17 protein-coding genes are annotated in these 20,939 nt (G+C 73.0%); 1 reads left to right on the top strand and 16 read right to left on the bottom strand.

Going from position 1 to position 20,939, the window contains the following annotated elements; translation table 11 throughout:
- Nucleotides 1-7 precede the first annotated feature (7 nt).
- The 13 genes from GXY85_11560 to GXY85_11500 are packed head-to-tail and all read right to left on the bottom strand — an operon-like array spanning nt 8 to nt 16,673.
- Nucleotides 8-613, bottom strand: a complete 606-nt coding sequence (locus tag GXY85_11560) for a twin-arginine translocation signal domain-containing protein (protein NLW51459.1) — start codon at nt 611-613, stop codon at nt 8-10.
- A complete protein-coding gene (locus GXY85_11555; GenBank protein ID NLW51458.1) occupies nt 610-873 on the bottom strand; it encodes a hypothetical protein in 264 nt (87 codons plus the stop codon). Before GXY85_11555 ends, GXY85_11560 begins: the two co-directional genes overlap by 4 nt.
- Nucleotides 870-1,859: a hypothetical protein gene (locus GXY85_11550; protein ID NLW51457.1), complete on the bottom strand. Its 990-nt coding sequence runs from the start codon at nt 1,857-1,859 to the stop codon at nt 870-872. Before GXY85_11550 ends, GXY85_11555 begins: the two co-directional genes overlap by 4 nt.
- Nucleotides 1,859-3,241, bottom strand: a complete 1,383-nt coding sequence (locus GXY85_11545) for a PQQ-binding-like beta-propeller repeat protein (GenBank protein ID NLW51456.1) — start codon at nt 3,239-3,241, stop codon at nt 1,859-1,861. Before GXY85_11545 ends, GXY85_11550 begins: the two co-directional genes overlap by 1 nt.
- On the bottom strand, nt 3,238-4,395 hold the full coding sequence (locus GXY85_11540) for a PQQ-binding-like beta-propeller repeat protein (GenBank protein ID NLW51455.1): 1,158 nt from the start codon (nt 4,393-4,395) through the stop codon (nt 3,238-3,240). The genes GXY85_11545 and GXY85_11540 overlap by 4 nt, the downstream gene beginning before the upstream one ends.
- A gap of 3 nt (nt 4,396-4,398) precedes the next feature.
- Nucleotides 4,399-7,881, bottom strand: coding sequence for a hypothetical protein (locus GXY85_11535; protein ID NLW51454.1), 3,483 nt, complete (start codon nt 7,879-7,881; stop codon nt 4,399-4,401).
- Nucleotides 7,868-8,599: an ABC transporter ATP-binding protein gene (locus tag GXY85_11530; protein NLW51453.1), complete on the bottom strand. Its 732-nt coding sequence runs from the start codon at nt 8,597-8,599 to the stop codon at nt 7,868-7,870. The genes GXY85_11535 and GXY85_11530 overlap by 14 nt, the downstream gene beginning before the upstream one ends.
- The gene (locus tag GXY85_11525) at nt 8,580-9,560 is read right to left on the bottom strand and encodes a hypothetical protein (protein NLW51452.1); all 981 of its coding nucleotides are present in this window, start codon (nt 9,558-9,560) and stop codon (nt 8,580-8,582) included. Before GXY85_11525 ends, GXY85_11530 begins: the two co-directional genes overlap by 20 nt.
- On the bottom strand, nt 9,557-11,260 hold the full coding sequence (locus tag GXY85_11520; GenBank protein NLW51451.1) for a DUF116 domain-containing protein: 1,704 nt from the start codon (nt 11,258-11,260) through the stop codon (nt 9,557-9,559). The genes GXY85_11525 and GXY85_11520 overlap by 4 nt, the downstream gene beginning before the upstream one ends.
- A complete protein-coding gene (locus GXY85_11515) occupies nt 11,257-13,068 on the bottom strand; it encodes a squalene--hopene cyclase (GenBank protein ID NLW51450.1) in 1,812 nt (603 codons plus the stop codon). The genes GXY85_11520 and GXY85_11515 overlap by 4 nt, the downstream gene beginning before the upstream one ends.
- Nucleotides 13,065-14,615, bottom strand: a complete 1,551-nt coding sequence (locus GXY85_11510) for a hypothetical protein (protein ID NLW51449.1) — start codon at nt 14,613-14,615, stop codon at nt 13,065-13,067. Before GXY85_11510 ends, GXY85_11515 begins: the two co-directional genes overlap by 4 nt.
- Nucleotides 14,608-15,360: a hypothetical protein gene (locus tag GXY85_11505; GenBank protein NLW51448.1), complete on the bottom strand. Its 753-nt coding sequence runs from the start codon at nt 15,358-15,360 to the stop codon at nt 14,608-14,610. The genes GXY85_11510 and GXY85_11505 overlap by 8 nt, the downstream gene beginning before the upstream one ends.
- 41 nt (nt 15,361-15,401) lie before the next feature.
- A complete protein-coding gene (locus tag GXY85_11500; GenBank protein NLW51447.1) occupies nt 15,402-16,673 on the bottom strand; it encodes a PQQ-binding-like beta-propeller repeat protein in 1,272 nt (423 codons plus the stop codon).
- A gap of 215 nt (nt 16,674-16,888) precedes the next feature.
- Here GXY85_11500 and GXY85_11495 point away from each other — a divergent pair, with 215 nt between their 5' ends.
- Complete coding sequence (locus GXY85_11495) at nt 16,889-18,184, top strand: PQQ-binding-like beta-propeller repeat protein (protein NLW51446.1); 1,296 nt, start codon at nt 16,889-16,891, stop codon at nt 18,182-18,184.
- On the opposite strand, the gene GXY85_11490 is transcribed toward GXY85_11495, so the two are convergent.
- From GXY85_11490 to GXY85_11480, 3 genes are all read right to left on the bottom strand, one after another.
- The gene (locus GXY85_11490; protein ID NLW51445.1) at nt 18,163-18,909 is read right to left on the bottom strand and encodes a hypothetical protein; all 747 of its coding nucleotides are present in this window, start codon (nt 18,907-18,909) and stop codon (nt 18,163-18,165) included. The two genes, GXY85_11495 and GXY85_11490, sit on opposite strands and share 22 nt — an antisense overlap.
- A 68-nt stretch (nt 18,910-18,977) precedes the next feature.
- Nucleotides 18,978-19,724, bottom strand: a complete 747-nt coding sequence (locus GXY85_11485) for a class I SAM-dependent methyltransferase (protein ID NLW51444.1) — start codon at nt 19,722-19,724, stop codon at nt 18,978-18,980.
- Entirely contained in the window at nt 19,721-20,938 is a 1,218-nt protein-coding gene (locus GXY85_11480; protein NLW51443.1) for an FAD-dependent monooxygenase, read from the bottom strand. Before GXY85_11480 ends, GXY85_11485 begins: the two co-directional genes overlap by 4 nt.
- Between the last annotated feature and the right edge of the window lies 1 nt (nt 20,939).

Below are 20,939 nucleotides of genomic sequence, written 5' to 3'. Positions count from 1 at the left end.
GCTCATCTCACCAGGTGACCTTCACGTCGGAGAGTTGATCGGGCCCCACGTGCTTCACGAAGTAGGGCTGCCCGGCGGGCAGGCGAACGAAGGCGTCTGCGGGACAGGCGGCCGCGATCGCGCACTCCGAGCAGTTCAGGCAGAGGTCCTGCTGCACCTGCAGGTAGAGCGCACCGTTCCCGAACTGGTTGCAGCCCTTCACACACCGGCCGCAGCCGATGCAGAGGTCGCGCTCGACGGTATACTCGAAGTACGGATCCCCCACGCCGCGCCGCACCAGGGCGGCGGTCGGGCAGGACTGGTTCTCCGCCGCCTCGGTCAGCGCCAGGGCGTCGTGCCGGAAGAACCCGAAGCAGAACTCGCAGTACCCGCACATGGAGAAGTCGTGAACGCACCGCACCGCCGACTGGTCCAGCACGCAGTGCGTCCGGCACTGCTCGCACTGGACGCACTTGAACGGGTCGATCTGCCAGACCTGTCCCTCCGGCTCCGCCCGGGTGACCAGGGCGGCGGTCAGGCCCCCCAGCGCAAGCGCGGACGCGCCGCACCCCAGCCGGCCGAGAAACTCCCGGCGCGTCACTTCCGGAGGCTTGCGGTCGCTTCCGGCCGTCATCGCCCGCCTCCCCCGGCACACGGCCGGTCGGCCGCCGCGGCGCCCGGCTCCGGCCCCACGGGCGCCCCCTGCCGGCGGGCGGCGCCGGCGGACGCCCGCCGGCAGTCGCCCAGGGCCGGGCACGTGGAGCACGGCTGGTCGCACGCCGCCGGCGCCGTGGCCGCCACGGCGCCGAGCCAGCCGAGCAGGCCGCCCAGCAGGCCCCAGCGGACCGCCCCGCCGAGGCACTCCCGGCGCGAAAGGGGCACGGTGTCCTTCATCGGCCGCCTCCTGAACGGGGGTCCCGCACGGGGTCCATCGGTTCGAACAGCCGCACCTGACCGTCCCCGGGGTCGCCCACGAAGATGCGTCCGCGGGGGTCGACGGCCAGGTCCAGCCCGACGGCGCCGGGCGAGAAGTGCGCCGACCCGATGTAGGCGAGCAGCTCCCCCGCCGGCGTGTAGACCTTCACGCGCGGTATGCCCTTCTCTGCCGTGACGATGTTCCCCTCGGGCGTTCGCGCGATGTCCGTCGGGTTGCAGCAGCCGCAGAACGCCTCCGGCTCCGGCCCCCCCCGGCCCAGCGAGCCCAGGAACGTCCCGTCCGTCCGGTAGGTCTCGAGACGCCGCCGGCCGGGATTGGTGACATACAGGGTACCGTCGCCGACGGCCACGAGATCCAGATGCGGACTCGGGCACAGTATGCCCGGCACGCCCAGGGCGTCGCTGCGCTCGCCGAGCGCGCCGATGAAATCCCCCACGGCGTCGAACCGGTGCACCACGCGATTCCCCGCATCGGCCACGTACACGTCGGGTCCGTCGACGGCGATCGCGGTCACGTAGGCCAACTGCCCCGGACCGGCCCCGGCCGTGCCCCAGTCGGCCAGAAGCCGTCCGTCGCGCGCATAGGTCCGCACGCGCGTGCGGAGGCCGACGTAGATCCGGCCGGCCGTGTCGTCCACGGCCACGCAGGTCGGCCGCCCCTCCGTCTCGATGATCGCCGCCTCGGCCCCCTCCGCGTCCAGGATGCGCAGCCGCTCGGAGCCGGCCACGTAGAGCCGCCCCTCGGCATCCAGCGCGATCCCGCCCAGGTCGCCCGCCCCGCCCGGCCACGTGGCCGCCGGACGGTATCGGAGGGGCAGGCCGTCGGGCTCCGCCGTCGCCGCAGGGACCGCCGCCGGCTCCTCGCCGCAGCCGCCGGCCGCCAGAACGGCCGCCGCCAGGCCGAACGCAACCACCCACGCGAACTCGCGCCGCTTCGCGTCCATCAGCCCGTCTCCCTCGGCATCTCGATGCACAGGACCTGCGTGACGTCGCGCAGGATGAGCCGGCCCGCCGCCACCGCCATCGGCGCCCAGGCGTCATGGCCGTCCATCAGCTTCCGGGACGCCAGTTCCCGGTAGCCGTCCGGAGCGGCCTCGATCACATACAGCGTACACGACTGGTCATGCAGTACGTAGAGAAGGCCGTCGGCGATCAGAAACGGCCCCAGCCCGAAGCGATTTGCCGCCCCGCTGGTCCAGAGCACGCGGCCGTCCGGATCCATGCAGGCCATCTGGCCGGATGGGATGACGCCGTAGATGTGCCCCTTGTAGAAGATGGGCGTCTGCTGGTCGGACGCGAAGGTCTCGGCCGGCGTCCGCCACAGCACGGTCGGCGGGCCGTCTTCGCTGATCTGCAACAGCACGGCGCCGCTGTTGTAGCCGCCGGAGAACAGAACCCGCCCGTCGCCCAGCGGCACCGGCGTGGGGACGTTGGCCAGCGTGATCCGCCAGTCGGTGGTCGTCCACAGCAGCCTGCCCGTCTCCGCCTCCACCCCGACCACGCCCTGGGTGGTGCAGTAGACGTACTGGCGTGGGCCGGCGTCCTGGACGATGGCCACGGAGGAGTGCGTCATGCCCCATTCGCCGGGGTTCTCCGTCTCCCAGACCGGCTCGCCCGTCGCAAGGTCCACCGCCATCATCAGCGGATCCGCCCCGGGGGCCAGGATCACCCTGTCGCCGTCGATCAGCGGGCACTGCCCCGCGTACCACGGGGGCACCCGTGTGCCGTTCTCCTCCACGAGGTCCTTCTTCCAGAGGAGCGTTCCGTCCCGTGCCTCGAGGCAGACGACATGGCACTTCGGCCCGAGCGTCACCACGTAGTCATCGGTGACGGCCGGCACCGTTCGCGACATGCCGTGGTTGCGCCGGACGACGACCGAGTACGTGTGGCGCCATATCTCGCGCCCGTCGTCCAGGGACAGGCAGCGGACGACGTCCTCCTGCCGGTCGCGGTCGTAGTCCATCATGTACACCCGGCCGTTGTGGACGGCGGCCCCCGCATGGCCCTCGCCGGCCTCGATCCGCCACAGGACGTTCGGCCCCTCGGAGGGAAACGACCTGGCCAGAGGCGGGACGTCGCGCACGACGTTCGTGCGGTCCGGACCGCGAAACTGCTGCCACGACCCGGCCAGGGCCGACGGCACCCCGTCGCCCATGACCAGGGTCCCCTCGTTCCGCCCAACGGTGTCGGCAACCGCCCGGGGCGGGCTCGGCACGGCCTCCGGCGCCCGGACCGCAACCGGCCGGGGTGCGCTGGCCGCCAGCCAGACCAGGACCGCGCACCCACCCAGCACAGCAGCGACAGCGGGAAGGTACCTGCAGATCATCCGGTCGGCCTCGCCTCTGACTCCGCGTTGGCGCCGATGCAGTAGACGGCCCCGTCCTCGGCCCCGATCACCAGGCGGCCCTGCCCGACGGCGGGCGATGCGGAGACGGGGCCGCCGGCCCGAAACCTCCAGACCTCCTGTCCGTCCGCCATGCTCACGCCGTACACGTTCCCGTCGTTGCAGCCGAAGAACACCCTGTCCCCGACGATGACCGGTGAGGAGTCCACGCCTCCCCGCGTCCGGAAGACCCACCGCTGCTGCCCCGTCTCGGGGCAGAGGCAGTAGACGGCACTGTCGCGATCCGCCAGCACGACGGCCCCGTCGTTCACCGCCGCCGAGGCGACGAACGCCGCGCCCGCAGGAACCTCCGTCTGCCAGATTGGCTGCATGCGCACCGCATCGATGCCCAGCATGCGGCCGTCCAGCGTGCCCAGGTAGAAGCGGCCGCCGCGATAGGCGGGGGCGGCCGAGAGGTTACCCCCGATCTCATACGAGGCGGTCTGCACGCCGCGGGTGACGTCGATCACGCGCAGCAGGCCGTCGCAGCCGGCAATCACCGCGCCGCCGTCGGCAACGCAGGGGGCGCAGTAGACGAAGTTCAGGGTCTCATACGCCCAGACCTTGTGGCCGTCGGCGGCCCGAAAACAGTACAGGAAGTAGTCGTTGGACCCGACCACGACGCGATCCCCGGCAAAGTTGGCGGACGAGACGATCTCGCCCTCGACACGCTGCTGCCAGACCAGGCCGCCCGTCCGAGCGTCCACGGCATGGAAGACGCCGTCGGCGTCGCCCACGAAGACGCGCCCTTCACGCACGGCCGGCGCGGCCTCGATGGACGCCCCCGCCTCGTAGGACCAGTTCAGCTCCCCCGTGGCGAGATCCAGCGAGAGCAGGTCCCCGCCCATCGTGCCCACGTGCACCGCGCCGTCCACGATGGCGGCCGTCGACTTGACGGCACTGCCGGCCTCGTAGGTCCAGAGCAGGCCGAGCAGATCGGGCAGGGCGGATGCGGCGCTGCCCGTCTGCGCCGGGTCGCCGCGGAACGTCGGCCATCCCGGCTCCGAGCAGCCGCCGACCAGAACGACCAGCGCCGTCACGGCCAGCACGGCAGGCCGCCATCCGGTCCGCCGCGCGGTGCACGTGCCATCCATCATCGTCTACTCCGAACGCAGGGCGGGGATGAGGTCGCGGCGCACCGACAGCGCCGCCGCAACCGCCGAAGCCGCCAGCCCGGTCAGCAGGCAGCCCGCCAGGATCGCACCCAGGCGAACTGTGTTGACGTCGGCCGTCGGGCCGGCCAGGTGCGGCGCCACGGCGATCAGCGCACAGGCCGCACCGAGGGCCATGCCGGCCGACAGGAGCAGGGCGCTCTCCGTCACTATCATGGCGACGATCGTCCGCCGGCGCAACCCAAAGGCCATGAGCACCGCCAGTTCGCTCCGCCGCTCAAGGACGCCTCGCAGCAGCACGGTCACCACCCCGAAGGTGCCCAACAGCAGGCCCAGACCGCCCAGCGTCTCGAACGCAGCCAGGTAGGTGTTCTGCACACGGGCGAAGGCCGCCAGGACCTCCGCCGTGTCATCGATCCGGACGCCCAACTCCCCCAGTTCGGTCCTGAACGCCTTCCTCACGGCCTCGGCCCGCCCGGGGGGCACGTCCGCCAGGAAGTAACGGTAGCCGCCATCCGCCCCGAAGTGGCGCCGGAAGTCGGCGTCCGAGACCAGCAGCTCGCTCTGGAAGACGCTCGAGGCCACAAGCCCGACGATGCGCAGCCGCACCTCGCGGCCATGCGCCCCCACCAGGGCGATCTCGTCGCCCAGCTCCTTCTTGAGAATCCACCGGGCACTGGCCGCGTCGGCAATCGCCGGGATGACGGGCACGCCGCCGTCCGCGTCCGGCAGCCGTGCATTCAGGAGCCGCCAGGGGCTCCCGGCCCCCGCGCCCATCGGGACGGTCGCCGAGAACGTGAAGGCATCGCGCTCGATCAGATCGTCCGGCACCCCGAGCACACGCGGCCGGTCCGGCTGCCGCATGTTCAGGCAACTGGCATCGTCGCCGTCGCTCAGGCGGAACGACACGACGCGCACGCCCTGGAGTCCGGCCGCCGAGGACGACGAGAAGCCCAGGGCCGACTGCCCCTCGGCCGTCGTCAGGTCCACGTAGACCGGCACGTCGCAGGTGAGCCTCAGCGCAAACCCGCCGGCGCCCGAGGTGGGGTTCCTCACGTCCAGCGCCGAGACATCGCGCCGGTTCGCGGCAACAGCCACGATCACGAAACTCGCCGAAGCCAGGAGCCCGGCCGTCAGCACGCTCCGCGTGCGGTTGCGGGCCGCCCCGTGCCAGGCGAGCCTCCAGAGCGAGACGCCCGAGCGGCGCCCCCTCCGCCCCCCCGCCCGCTGCAGACCGTCCGCCATCAGGAGAACGCCCCCCAGAAGGAGCGCGGCGCCGCCGACGAAGAACGCCCCCAGGGCGGAGACCATTCGCAGCCCCGCCGCCAGCAGCAGCCCCAGGCCGCAGGCGGGCACCGCCAGGCCCGCGATCCGCAGCGCCCGTCCCGACGGCCCGGACGGCAGCATCTCCATGAAGCGCCAGCCCGCCAGCAGTTGCAGGACGCCCGCCCGCTTCAGCGATCGGCAGGCCCAGACCATGGCCCCTGCGGACGCCGCCAGCCCCAGCCCCGCCCCCGCAAGCAGGCTGCCGGCCTCCACGTGCAGCGCCAGCGGCAGTTCGGCCACCGCCCCGCTCCACCGCGAACCCAGCGCGTGCACGAGGCCGCGCGCGTACAGGACCGCCAGAAGGACGCCGGCCACGCCGCCGGCCGCCGCCAGCAGGACGCCCTCCCGCAGCAGCACGCGCGCCGCCGCCCCCGGCGACAGGCCGACGGCCGCCATCAGCCCATACTGCGCCGCACGGCGGCCGATCGCCAGGCGGAACAGCAGGCCCACCAGGATCGCGGCGGCGGCCACGAGGAAGGCGCTCATCGACGCGAACAGCAGGCCGAAGTCGCTGGAGCCGCCGGCCGCATCCAGCGCATCCGCACGCACGGCGCGCAGCTCGCAGCCCGGCTCGCGCACGGCCAGCTCCTCCGACAGAGCCCCGAGCAGTTGCGCCTCCAGTTCGTCCAGCCCGACGCCGACGGGCGGAGACAGCACCAGCCCGGTGCGCCAGTCGACCTCCGTGCCGCTGGCCGCCCCCTCGTGCCACATCTCGCGCACCGCCTCCAGCGGGAGGAACGCCTTCGGAGCCGTGCGCCATCGGTCCCAGTACTCCTCGTCCTTGGGCCGTATCCTGTCCAGATCGATCGCGAACGGCGGATCCCAGTCCGCCATCGTCTCGGCATCGGTGATGCCCTCGAACTCGGGCACGAGGACCGGAGACGCCGCCGCCCCCCCCGTGGGAACGACGCCCGAAAGGGCGAACGTGCGGCGGACCTCCCGGACGGCGCCGTCGTCGCCGGCGATGTAGTAACGGAGCGCGACGTCGTCGCCCGGCCGGGCCCCGAGGTCTTCCGCCGCCCACGAGTTGAGGACGATCTCCCCGGGGCCGAGCGTCGGCCGGCCGCTGACCGGGTCGGCCGGCCCGAGCGGAGGCGTCTCCAGGCTCTCGACCCCCAGGACGACCGAGTACGGAGTCTCCACGCCGGTCTCGGCGCCGCCCCGCACGATCCGCAGCGAGTTGGCCAGGTAGATGGACGTTGCCGCCATCGGCACGTCGGCGGCCGCGCGGACGGCGTCCTCGGCACTCGCAGGCAGGGCCAGACGACGGCTCTGAACGGCCAGGATCCGCTGCTCCGCATCCGATTCGACGTGCAGTCCCAGGTCGTCGAGCCTCAGAAGGTCCGGCAGGCGCGCGGCCAGTTCGGCCGTCCGTTCCCTCTGCCCGGCGGTGCGCGGGAGGCCGCCTTCAGGCAGCGCGAACACGATCGTGTTGACCCGTCCGGCCAGGCCGAGCGCCTCCTGGAGACGCCGCAGCGGCACGAACGCCGCGGGGCATCCGTGCGGATCGGCGCGGAGGTCGAACTCCGCAGGCCCCGCGTCGAGCACCCGTCCCACGTTCAGACGCATCGCGGCCACCGTATCCTCCCGCCGCCGACGGCCCAGGATGGAGTAGGCCGGCGTCCGGCCGCTGCGCCCGAACGAGAGGAGGATGTCGTCCCCGACGGACGCACTCAGGTCATCGGCCAGGCGGCGGTTCAGGAAGACCTGTCGCCCGACCGGCCCGGGGCCGGCACCGTAGAGGTGCCAGAACGCCTCGTCGGCACCGACGATCGAGACGCCCGGAACGACGCGCGCCGCCTCGGCCGGCTGCACGCTGCCGCCCAGGAGCAGAAGCGGGGCCGCGCGGCCATACCGACGGGCGAACCCCGCCGAGGCATCCAGACGCTCGATCAGCCCGTCGGTCAGGCCGCCGTCCGCCGACAGGGAACACCAGACCGGCCCCAGCCTCTCCAGCGCGATGGCACGCAGGCTGCCGCGCACCGAATCGCCGACCAGAAGCGACCCGGCCAGGACCGCCACGGCCACGGCCACGCCCAGCGCCACCGCCAGATCGGACCGCCGGTAGTGCGCCACGCTCCGCAGCGCAATGCGCCACGCCGTCATCGGCACGGCCCGGGTCCTCCGGCGGCTAATCCACCCCATGGAGCGCGCCTTCCCTCAACTCCATGCGACGCTCGGACCGGGAGGCCAGCTCCAGGTCATGCGTCACCATCAGCACCATCATGCCGCGTTCGCGGGCCAGTTCCAGGAACAGCTCCGCCACCGCGTCCCCGGTCGCCCGGTCGAGGTTGCCGGTCGGTTCGTCGCACAGAAGCAGCCGCGGGCCGTTCATCATGGCCCGGGCGATGGCCACCCGCTGCCGCTCGCCGCCTGATAGGCGCCCGGGCAGGTGGTCACGGCGCCCCGCCAGGCCCACCCGCTCCAGAAGCTCCGCCGCCCTGTCCGCATCCGTGCCCGACGCGCCGACGGCCAGCGTGGGCAACAGGACGTTCTCCACCGCGGTGCACTGCGGCAGCAGGTGGTGATCCTGGAAGACGAAGCCGACCTGCCGGCTGCGAAAGGCCGCCAGGGCCTCGCCCCGCAACTCCGCAAGCGACCGGCCCGCCAGCCGGACCTCCCCCGACGTGGGCCGGTCCAGCGAACCGACGATGTTCAGCAGCGTGCTCTTGCCGCAGCCCGACGCACCCAGCACGGCCAGCGTCTGCCCGGCATCCAGTTCCAGGGACACACCCCGGAGCACGCGCAGAGGCCCCGCCGGCGACTCGTAGTCCTTGCACACGTCCCGCACGATCAGCGCCTGCTCGGACGCCCCGCCCGCCGCCGGCTGATCCGGTCGCCTCTCACTCCTCCAGCGGGACATCGCCCGTGCCTCCCTCCAGCAGAGAGCCCATCAGCCCGAGCGAGGCGATCCCGTAATACGTGTACTCCGCGTCGGGCCGGCGGTCGGGCGGCGCCCCGCAGAAGCCTCCGTCCGCATACAGGCCCCGGATAAAGCGCACTGTGGCCGCCGGAGCCTCCGGCAGCCCGCGACCCGTCGTGATCAGCGTCACCAGCGCCGTGAACGTGGACAGAAGGTCCGAGAAGGGCGCTCCCGGCCATGCGCCGAATCCGCCGTCCGGCCGGCGGCACGCGAGCACGAACCGCGCGGCCCCGTCCGCCACGTCGGGCGCCAGGGCGTCGGCCATCGCCAGGAGCTGCACGCCGGCGGCCGTCGGGTTCACACCGGCGGGCGGCCGGCCCGAGGCGGTCCGCAGATCGGCGAAACCGCCGTCTCGCCCCCGATGCGACAGCACGACGTCGGCCACCGCATCCCACCCGGGCATCGGCTCCTCCAGCAGACCGTAGCAGAGGGCCGCCAGAAACGTGTGATAGAGGCTGGCGCCGCCCCCCGGCATCTTGGCGAACCCGCCGCCGGCCAGCCGCCGACTCGCCAGCGCGCCCAGCGCGGCCGTCGTCACACGCGGGATCGAGACCCCTTCTCCGGCCGGGCCGCCATGCCGCTGCACGATCTCGAGCGCCTGGAGGAACGACTGCCAGTCGACCAGGTCCGCCGGGGACGCCCCGGGGCCCGCCAGGTATCGGGCCGCCGCATGCCAGAGGGCCGCGTCGGGCAGGCGCAGAAGGTCCATGGCCCGAAGGGCGAAGGCCGTGTAGTAGACGTCGGAGCCTCCCCTCGGCCCCGGCCAGCCGCCGCCGGGGTTGCGCGCGGCCGTCAGGTAGGCGGCGGCGCGTGAGCGGAAGCGTCCGGGCAGGCTCCGCAGCCCCGCCGCGGCCGGGCCGGCCACGTGGGCAAGCCAGTCCTTCGGGGCTGAGACGCTCACAGAACGGTCTCCGCAATGAACCGCATGACCTCCGCCAGGGGTGCCGGGCGGGCCTCGGCCGCGAGTTCGAACGCGCGCCGCCGGTAGGCGTCGACCAGGCGGCGTGCCTTCTCGAACACTCCGAGTTCGTGGTAGATCCGGCGCAGCGCGTCGACCTGTTCGGAGGGCGGCCGCCCGCGCGCCGGAAGATCCACCGCCCCTCCGGCCGCTTCTGCGGCGAAGGCGCTCAGCATGGTGGGCCGGCCGGCCAGCCAGTCCCGGCCGGCGATGCGTCTGTGGTGCTCGTCGTCCGTCCAGTCCTGCACGTCGTTGGACACCTGATAGGCGACGCCCAGGTAACGCGCAAACGCGCCCAGGGGGCTCAGGTCCGCCTCGGCCCCCCCGGCGATGGCCGCCCGCACGCCGACGTAGATCGCCGCCTCGAACGCGGGGGCGGTCTTCAGGGCGTACACCGCCTGCAGATCGACCGAGGTCCAGGCACGCGTGCCGCCGACCCGGGGCTGCAGTTCGGCTCCCTGCCCCCGGCAGAGCTTCAGGTGGGCCCGGACCAGCCCGCCGATCATCTCGTGCGCGCACTCGGCGCCCAGCTCCTCCGCACACGCGCTGACGCACCGGTAGCCGAGCCCCACCAGGTAGTCGCCCACGTTGACGGCCACGGGCACCCCGTGCCGCCTGTGCACGGTCTCCCGCCCATCGCGGAAGCTGTCGCCGTCCTCGATGTCGTCGTGCACGAGCGATGCCTTGTGGAGGATCTCGACGGCTACGGCCAGGCGCTCCAGGGCCGGCGAGAACGCCCGGGAGAGGTCCGCGTCGGGATGCAGGGCCTCCGGGCCCAGCGCGAGCGCCGCGTAGGCGGCCAGGGTCACGAAGGGGCGGAACCGCTTCCCCCCGGCGGTCAGCCAGTCCCGGGCGATCGCGGCGGTCTCCCCGCCCGGCGGCCCCGGGGGGTCGAGCGGCGCCAGAAGCCTGGAGACCGCCTCCGGGTCGAACAGACCCCGCGCCCGGCGCAGCAGCGGGGCGTAAGTCCGCGTGCGCACTGCGGCCGGCCCCGCCCGGCAATGCAGCCACCGGCGGACGACGCCGACCTCGGCCACGGTGTCCCGGCACCCGTCGACGAGCAGCGGGACGGCCACGTTCGGTATGCCGAGTTGCGCGATGCGGTCGAACGCCTTGTCCAGGGAATCCAGGCACGCCACGCCCAGGATCGCGCGCGCATGCCCGTCGAGCGCCACGCGCACGACCACGGGAGTGCCCTCCGCCACCAGCACGGTATAGCCCATGGCCTCCGCCTCGGCGCGCAGGTCATACAGCACGCACGCACCGCAGCCGCCGCACACCAGCCCGTCGGCATTGTAGGTGCCCCGGCAGACCTCCGCATTGCGCAGGCAGTGCGGCAGGAGCAGCAGCCGATCCTCCGGGCGGACAGCAGCGAACTGGCCGCACCAGAACTCGTTGCTGATGCAGACCATGGTGAACCCGAGGAACTCCTCTCCGAGTCCCAACGCGTCCAGCGTCCGGCGGGCATGGACGCGCAGCCGGTCGCGGCCCGGGGGCACCCGCCGGTCAAGAAGTCCGGCGGCATCGCGGGCCTTCTGCCGAATGCGCTCGCGCGTCGCCGCATCCTGCGGCACGCGTTTCTCCCGCGCGAGGCCCGCCGGCTCATGGTCGTGTGCCGCCTGGTCGGCCTGTGACCTCTTCATACGCCGCCTCCGTGCGGATGGCCGGCGCCCCGCCGTGTCGGCAGGGCACTCCCGAGCGCGGCGACGGTCCAGATGATCGGATAGAGCGCCTCGGAATACCACAACTGGGCGAAGTAGAGGCCGATCGGGCCGGGCTGTTCGACCCGCCCATCCTCGACGGCTCGGGCCAGGTAGGCTGCGCCGGCCGCCAGGGCGGCCTCATGCCGGGCCCCCCGCCAGTGAGAGAGCGCGCACACGGCCTGCGCCGTCTCCTCCACCGACGATTCGACGCCCCGGTCGCCGCCCCAGCCGCCGTCGGCGTTCTGACACCCCGCCAGAAAGGCCACGCCACGGCCCGCCTCGGCGGCGCCGGCCCGCTCGGTGCCCGCATAGGCCGGCAGAACGCGCGCGGTGCCGTAGACGGGGTTGGACAGATCCTCGGCCTTCTGATTGCCGAACCACAGCGGGAGCCATGCGCCGTCAGGCCTCTGCGTGCGGCGCAGGTAGTCGTAGCCGCACCGGAGGGCGGCGGCCGCCCGGGCGTTCGCGCGGGGCCACATCCGCAGGGCGCCGAGCGCGTGCGCGGTCAGATCGGGCGCGCTCCGGTCGAACGGCAGCCGGCCCCAGCCGCGACAGAACGCCGGCCAGCCTCCGTCGCGGTTCTGCAGGCCGAGCAGCCACCGCAGCCCCGCCCCGGCCGCCTGCTCCGATTCCGCCCGGTCCAGAAGGGCCAGCGCCCGCAGCGCACCCGACGTATCGTCGGCGTCCGGGACGCCCCCCGGCAGGTGCGTCCACGCCCACCCGCCCGGCGGGCTGCCCGTGTACGGATGGCGCCGGACGTGCTGCCGGTCCAGCAGCCAGCCGAGCGTCCGCCCGGCCCCGGCCCCGAACGACCGGCCGCCGCAGCACAGCGCATCGACGCTCAGCGAGGTCAGCCAGACGGACAGGTTGCTGTCGATCGGCCAGGAGCCGTCGGGCCGGACCGACGCCTGCAGGAACTCCAGGCACCGGCCGGCCACAGGGTGGCCCTCCCGCCCGCAAGCCGCCAGGCTCATCGTCACAAAGGCCGTCAGCGGCACCGCTTCGAGGAAGCCGCCGCCGGGGGGCTGAATGGCCGTCAGCCTGCGCATGGCGGGACGGACGGCCAGCCGCCGCAGCGCACGGATCGACGCGCGCCCGCTCCCCCGCCGGCAGTCGATCAGGCGCCCCATGGCAATGAGCGCCGGCAGTGCGTAGCTCACCACGTGGATCCGCAACGCGCCCAGGACGGACCCGGGCAGGCAGGCCAGTTCGAACGGCAGGTCCGGCACCATCCGCCATTCGACCGACGGGCCGCTGCCGGCGGCCTCGCCCGCCAGCGCCAGGTTGCAGAGGATCGGCACGGCGAAGGTCCGGTCCTCGCCGTAGATGCGGCGCAACGCCCGGGGCACATCCTTGCCGGCGGCCACGCCGTGGGCGCGCAGGAACCCCGCCAGGCGCGCGCGGCCGTCGCCCGGCAACGGCCGGCCACTGAGCCGCAACGCCGCCTCGACCAGGAGAGACGTGGACAGGTTGCTGGGGCTCTCGGGGGTGTCGCCCCATCCGCCATCCTCGTTCTGGTCCCGCACCAGCCATCGGACCGCCCGGCCGATCAGCGCGGCGAACCGCTCCTTCGACACGACCGAGAGCGCGCTGACGCTCGTGGCGGTCGAGAGCGCGGAGGACGACAGCTCCCCCGCCCAGCAGCCGTCCTCCTGCCGGCGGTCCCGCAGCAAGCCGCGCGCGCGGGCGTAGGCGCGCGCCAGTCGGCGCACGTCCACACGGTGCGATGTCGTGGCCCCTGGGCTCATGCGTCGTGCCCTCGCGCCCGGAGGAAGAAGCCCGTGCCCCAGATCATCCGCTGCACCTTGCTCAACTGCCCGACCGCCAGCCTGCGCCAGGCCGGCACGCCGGCCCGTCGTTGATTCTCCCGGATGAGCGCCGGAATCCACCGGAAGTTCAGCCGATAGCACTCGCGGATGAGCTGCCAGTGCAGCGGCGTCATCGCCCCGGGGCCGAAGGCCTCCCGTCCGTCCAGCGGGGCGTAGAGCAGCGGGAAGACGCTCACGCGCGCATCGCTCAGGCGGCGGACCCAGCCCAGGGACGCCGCCACGTCGTCCCGGCTCTCGCCCGGCAGCCCGAGCATGAGGCTCACCAGCGGCAGGAAGCCGAGCCGGCAGAGCCTGGCGACCTGCTCGCGGCAGAACTCGCCCCAGTCCTCCGGCGCGCACCCCGCCATCTTCGCCCGCCCGCCCGCAGCGGCCAGGAGTGGCCCGGAGGCGGTCTCGACGCCGACGTTGAGCCACACGAAGGAGTCGGGACGCCCCTTGCCCACCAGAAGGCGGAAGACCTCGGCCAGTTCGCCGTCCGACAACTGCGAGACGGACGCCACGTTGGCGTGGTCGGCCTGGACCAGAACGTCGCCTGCGACCCGGCGGACGGCCTGCAGAAGGCCGAGCAGCGCCTCCGGCCGGACGGACATGCCCCGCGCGCCGTAACGGAAGAGGTCCTCGGTGCTCAGGCTCAGCGACCGCGCGCCCCCGGCCAGGTTCGTCTCCAGGTCGGACAGGACGGTGTCGGCCGGAAGGTGCTCCATCGGCGCGCGCCCGAGCGCGCAGAACCCGCACCCCATTCCGCAGCCGCGGCTCACCTCCGCAGCCCCCAGAAGGGCCGGACGCCGGATGGGCGGTATGTCGGCGGCCGCCACGCCCCGCCCGTCCAGCACGGCGGCCGGCCTCTCGCCGCCGGCCACGCGACGGAACAGCTCCGCGACGTTGCCCTCGCAGTAGCCGAGCACGACGTGGTCCACTCCGGCGGCCTCGCGCGCCCCGGCGTCGGCGGCCAGTTGCCATGCCCCCGGCCCCCCCGCCACGACCTTCGCACGGGGCGCCCGGCGCCGCAGCCGGGCGAGGCGCCGCATGAAGGCCCGGAAGCTCCGGCTCGGCTCGCTGACCCCGCCCGTGAACGCAGTCATGGTGGTGCTGTTCATCCCCCGGCCGAGCGGATCGCCGCAGGACAGGCCGATCACGCGCGTCTCGGGCCCCAGAGACCTCTCCAGAGCGGCGGGGGTGACCACCGCGACAGCCTCCTCTCCCCAGCCGTCGCGCAGCAGCGCCGACTCGATCCGCCGGAGCCCGAGCGGCGCTCGGTCCGCACGGCCGGCCCTCGTGCGCCCGGACGGCGCGAACAAAAGGCGCGTCACCCAGTACGGAATCCGCGACGTCTGACTGCCCGCCACCATCGCGTCGAAGAGCATCGCGTAGTCGGCCATGAGCGAGCGGTCGGCCGTGAGCACCACCGGCACCCCGGCCGGGGTGCCGGAACCGCTCTCCACGGATGGGCCGCGCGGGTCAGTCATCGAACTCGTCCAGAGCCCTCATCAGGTCCTCGAGGTCGCCGCGATCCGCCGCCGCGGTCCGCGCGTCGGCGGCGGCCGCCCGGTCGCTCCGGCCGCCGTGCGAAGCATCGCCCGCCCCCGCCGCAGGACCCTCGTCCGGAAGCGCCCCGGCGATGGCAGGGTCGTCCGCATAGTGCGGGAACATGATGGCACCGACCGGGCAGACGCGCGCGCAGGCCGGGCATCCGGGCTTGCAGTTGTCGGGGCTGCTGGCGACCACGCGGTCGGCCTCGCGCGTGTAGGTGCCGAACAGGCAGAAGTCCATGCACTGCCCGCAGGACACGCAACGGGAGTAGTCGAGCACCGGGTACCACCGTTCGGGCTCCGGGTCGCTGAGGTCGCGCCGGGCGCCGGCGGACCGTGTGCCCGGGGGCGCGGCCTTCAGGATGTCTTCGGCGCAATCGGCCGCCGCGGCGTAGTCGCGCAGGTCGAAGCACAGGGGCCCGGCCTCCGCATCGGCCGCACCCAGGGCATGCAGCGTCCAGCGGGTCGCCCGCGGATGGAGCCATGCGGCCACGGCCAGCCGGCCGCGTGCGACGCCGCGCAGGAGCCCGACAGCGAGGCTGTCGGGACGCAGGTAGTAGACGTGGGGCACGAGGAGGACGTCCGCCCCGCGTGCCAGGCACGCAGCCTCCACGGCGTCCTCCAACCGCCTCCCTTCGCCGGGGACGGGGTGCCGGCTGATCACGACCGTGAGCGACGGCATCGCGTTTCCTCCTCGAGACGGTCGGGGGCGCACGGGCGCGCTCACCGGGCCCGGATGTCGAAGGCCATCAGAACGTCGCCGCGGCGGATGTAGAGCCGCCCGTTCGCTATGGCAGGATGGGCCCAGTGCTGCCCCGCGCCGCGGGTGATCCGGAACGAGGACACCAGCCCGTACTCGCGAGGATCCGGGTTGACCAGCCCGACCACGCCGCCCCGTTCTCCGTAGGCGTAGATCATCCCGTCGGCGAAGGACAGCGAGCCCTTGCCCACCCCGGGGGTCTCCGCAAGCACCTGCCCCGCGGCGATGTCCAGGCAGAGCCAGCGACCCGGCCGGTTGCGGTCGCTGGAGCCGTAGACCCTCTCCTGGTGCAGGATGGTGCCGCCGTGCTGCACGTCCAGGTTGCTGTCGGTCCAGCGCAGGGCGATCTGCGAGCCGTCCGGAGACAACTCGAACATCTGCCCCCGGACGCCGCCGTACCCGCTGGTCACGTAGAGACGGCCGTTGGAGTACTCCGGCGCCGTCGCGTGGATGTCGTACGGGACGCTGCGCTCGGACCGCCAGAGGAGTCGGCCCGTGTCGGCATCGATCCCGACCACGGCGCTGCCCGTGAGCGTGCAGATGATGCGCCGCCCGCCGCGCTCGATCAGGATCGGCGAGCAGTACCCCGCCTTGTCGCTCAAGCCCGTGCTGACCCAGACGGTCCGGCCGGTCATCTTGTCGAGCGCCACCATCGTGGCGTCGGGGCCGCCGGGAGTGCAGATCACGCGGTCGCCGTCGATCAGGAGCGATTCGGCGAGTCCCCAGGTCAGCGTGCGCGCCCCGAACGTCTGCGCCGTGTCGACCGCCCACTTCTCCTCGCCCGTCTTCGCGTCGAAGCAGCCGACCCGCCCGTAGGCCGTCATGACGTAGAGCAGCGCGCCGTCCACCGTGGGCGTGGTCCGGCTGCCCGGGTGCTGGCCCGTCCACTCGGCGCCGTACGGCATCTTCCAGATGGGCCGTCCCTCGGTGTCGACGGCGCAGATGTACCCCACGCCGTCTTCCATCCCGGTGGTGTAGACCATCCCGTCCGCCACCGCGCAGGAGGAGAACCCGATGCCCAGGCCGTCCACGGCCCAGAGCAGTCCCGGCCCGCCGTCGGGCCACTGCCGCAACAGGCCTGTCTCAGGAGACTTGCCGTCGCGACCGGGCCCCCTGAACTGCGGCCAGTCGACGCATTCGCCGACCGACGCGCCGACGGCCGCCGCCGCCAGCACGATCAACCCGCACACCCGCCTCAGGCCGGACTCCCGGCTCCGCGCGTACAGACCGCACATAGGCATCCTCCAGGCACACGAGATACCCTCCGAAGCGCCGAAACGGCACTCTCCACATCGTTTCATCCTAACGCGGGCTCGCGATGTCCACAAGGTCGGCACGGCCCGGCGGGTTGACACCCCGGCACGCGCACACTACGCTGAAGGCCCGGCCGCCCGTCCGGCACGAACCGGCTACCCGGACGCGGCGGCCGTCCCCGCATGGAGGAAACGGCATGGCTGGTGTGGGCTCGAGGATCGCGCGAATCGCCCTCGTGGGTCTGTCCGTCGGATGGCTGAGTATCGCGGCGGCGGCGGAACGCGGGGACACGGACTGGCCGCGGTTCCGCGGACCGGGCGGCCAGGGTGTCAGCACCGCCGCCGGTCTGCCCCTGAAGTGGAGCTCGACGGAGAACGTCCGCTGGAAGACCCCCCTGCCGGGCCCGGGCACGTCGAGCCCGGTCGTTGTGGGCCGGCGGGTCTTCCTGACCTGTTACAGCGGTTTCGGCGTGCCCGGCCTGCCGACGGGGACCCAGGAGGATCTGAGGCTCCACGTCCTGTGCCTGGACCGCGACACCGGGGAGATCCTGTGGAACAGGACGCTCCAGCCCCGACTGCCCGAGCAGCCCGGGATCCGCGAGGCGCACGGGTACGCCTCGAGCACGCCGGTCGCCGACGACGAACGGCTCTACGTGTACTTCGGCAACTCGGGCGTCTACGCCTTCGACTTCCAGGGCGAGCAGTTGTGGCATCGAGACGTCGGCAGCAAGCTGCACCCCTGGGGTTCGGGCGCCTCCCCCATCCTGTGGCAGGACCTGCTGATCGTCAATGCCAGCATCGAGAGCGGGTGCGCGGTGGCCCTCAACAGGCAGTCGGGCCAGGAGGTCTGGCGCGCCCAGGGCATCCGGGAGGCGTGGAACACGCCGCTGGTCCTCACGCTTCCGGACGGCACGTCCGAACTGGTCCTGGCCATGCAGGGCAAGGTCGTGGGGCTGGACCCCGCCGGCGGCCGGGAGCTGTGGAACTGTGCGAGCGACATCACCTGGTACATCGTCCCCAGCGTCGTGGCCCACGAGGACGTGGTCTGGTGCCTCGGCGGCCGCTCGGGGACGGCCGCGGTCGCCGTGCGCGCCGGCGGACGCGGCGACGTGACCGCCACCCACCGGCTCTGGACCGGCGCCAGGGGCTCCAACGTGCCCTCGCCGATCGTGCACGACGGACACCTCTACTGGATGCACGAGGGCCGCGGCACGGCGTTCTGCGCGGAGGCGGCAACCGGGCGGATCGTGTATGAACAGGCGATCCGGCCGCGAGCGGGCCAGGTGTATGCCTCCCCCGTCCTGGCCGACGGCCGCCTGTTCTACCTCAACCGAAAGGGACAGACCTTCGTCCTGGCCGCGTCGCCCACGTTCGAACTGCTTGCCGTCAACGACCTGGCGGACGGAAGCACCTTCAACGCGAGCCCTGCCCCGTCCGGCGACCGGCTGCTGCTGCGCTCGGACCGGTTTCTCTACTGCATTGCCGGTGACTGACGAGGAGCGTGGGGTCCCATGCGGGAAGACCCGGCGTCCGGGGCCGGCCTTCGGCCCTCCCCTTCGCCGACGATGACGATGCGGGCGGGGGTCATCGTGTAGACGCGGACGCGGTCCTGCAACCCCGTCCTGTTCAGGAGGGACGCGATCTCGGAGGGTCGAAACCCGCGCCGGATGGAGCGGCGGCCGTCTTCGCCCACGAACGTGCGCGGGCAGACGAGCGCCGCAAAGACGCTGTGGGCGTAGAACGCCGCGTAGCTGCGCACCAGGTCCGTGAAGACGAACCGGCGAGTCGGCAACTGCAGCACCTCCCGGAACAGCCGCCCGATCCGGCCGCATTCCAGATGATGGAGGAAGTGGTTGCCGATGACGTAGTCGACCGGCCCCAGGGAGGCCGGATCGGTGGCGTCACGGCAGACCACCTCCAGGCCGGCCTTCCGCTTCCACCTCGCCCGTGCGTGGGCGGCGATGCGCGCGTCGGCCTCCACGGCGAGCACGGACACCCGAAGCCCCAGGCGCGACGCCTCATCCAGGAGCCACGCCGGAATGTCGCAACCACCCGCCCCGAGATCGGCGACCCGGTACGGACGCCCGGGTTCCGTCAGCATGTCCGCCAGCAGCCACCTCCGCAGAACGCGCCGGTATCGGGTCAGCAGCCGGTTGATGAGGGGGAACCTGTCCACCGTGCGCAGAAGCCGGTCCGCATCGCAGCATTCGTCGTCCATCAACTCGGGCACGGAGGCCCGAACGGACAGGTCGGGGAAGTAGCCGGCAGACCGTGGTGCTTGCCGCTTCAGGGCGAGCGCTCCTTGCGCAGGAGCAGTATGGACATGATGCCGAAGAGACAGGGGATCATCTTGACCGTCCGAAGGCCCGCGCGCTCGAAGCGCTCAACCAGCCCCGCCGGGGTCGGAAACCGACGGAGGCTGGCCGCGATGTACCCGTAGACCTGGGGATTGCCGTGCACGAGAAGGCCCCAGAGCCCGCACCACGCCCCCAGCACGAACAGCTCGACTCCGCCGGACAACCGGCCGGGCCAGTGCACGAACTCCAGAAACGCCGCATGCCCGCCGACCCGCAGTATGCGCGCGACCTCGGAGATGGCGCCCTGCAGGTCGGGGGCGTTGCGCAGCGCGTACCCGCCCGTGGCCAGGTCCGCCGAGGCGTCCGGCAGGGGAAGGCTCATCATGTCGCCGACCTCGTAGCGCACGTTCGCCTCGCAGGTGGCGGCACGCGCCCGCACCAGCATGGCGGGAGTCAGGTCGATCCCGGCCACGCCCCCGTCCGGAAAACGCCGCGCGAGCAGGCGGGTCAGGTCCCCGGTGCCGCAGGCGATGTCCACGCACGCCGGCCGGGCCACGCGAGGCAGTGCCCGCACAAGACGCCGCTTCCAGGCGGCATCGCGTCCGAACGACAGCCCGACGCTGACGCGGGCGTACTCGGCGGCGATCGCCGTGAACAGCCGCTCGTTGAGCACCCGCTTGGCCGCCGGCGCGTCCAGGCAGTCGCCGATACTGATCCGGGAGCGCGGCCGGGTCATCCCGTGCCCCCCGGATCGCGCCGCCCGCCACACGTTCGGCCGGACCGGGCCGGCCCGTCGGGGGGCACCGTCAACATCGCGTAGTGCATCGCCATGGCCCGTGCCAGCCGCTCGGACCGAAGGCAGCGCGCCACGAGCGCACTGCGGGGCCGCGCGAGAGGCCCCTTCCGCGTGCCGATCCACATGCCCAGGGCCGCACGGTCGGCCGCGAAACGGAATGCCCGCCGGCGCCTCCGGTCATAGGCGGCGCACAGGCGCTTCCATGAAGCCCCTGCCCGCCACCGCCCGATCATCTCGGCCGCATGCCGGGCGTCGGCCAGGCCCGTGTTCATGCCCTGCCCGCCGATGGGCGTCATCACGTGGGCGCTGTCCCCGCAGAGCACGATCCGACCTGCGGCGAAGCGCCCGGCGCACTGACGCTGGGGCTGGAACCACGAGACGTCCGAGCCGTCCGCCGCCGCCAGGTCCGCTCCGGTTCGCGCCCGCACGCACTCGACCAGGCCCGGCCCGTCCAGACGATCGCGGAGGTCCTGCATCTGCACGATCCACCGCCGCCGGCCACCCGGCAAGGGAAACGACTCCACGGCCCCCTTCTCGGTGAAGAAGAGATGGGCCGGTGAGCCCATGGAGGGGCCGCCCTCGAAGTCCGCCATCGAGAACGCCGTCCGGTATCGCTTGCGTGCGCACGCGAAACCGGCGGCCTCCCGAACGGCGCTTCGGTGCCCGTCGCATCCGATCAGCAGAGACGGCGCCACGGTGGACTCGCGGCCCGACCTCAGGTCTCTGAGCCGGATCTCCGGACGAGGCCCGGCATCCCGCAGCCCCAGGAACTCCATGCCGTCCTGGTAGCACACGCACGACCAGGCAGGGAGGCGGTCCTCCAGGATTCGCATCGTCTCCCGCTGCGGCACCGCCAGCACCATAGGGTAGCGTCCCGGCAGGTGGCGAAAGGTGAGCGTCCCCCGCGTCCGGCGGCCGTCCCAGACCACGGCGTCTCGAATCGGAACGCCCCGCCCCATCAGTGCCTCCAGGCAGCCGACCGACTCCATGATCGCCAGCGAGGGCGGCGCCACTCCGATGGCCCGCGACTGCAGCGGGGTCTCCGTGCGCCGATCGAGCAGCAGACAGGGAATGCCCGCGGCCCCCAGCAGATTGGCCAGCGTCAGCCCGACGGGGCCGGCGCCGATGATGAGGACATCGCCCTCAGCGCGCATC

Source organism: Candidatus Brocadiaceae bacterium, assembly GCA_012728835.1.
In the GTDB taxonomy this organism is placed as follows: domain Bacteria; phylum Planctomycetota; class Brocadiia; order SM23-32; family SM23-32; genus JAAYEJ01.
This window is presented reverse-complemented; position numbering and strand designations above follow the sequence as displayed.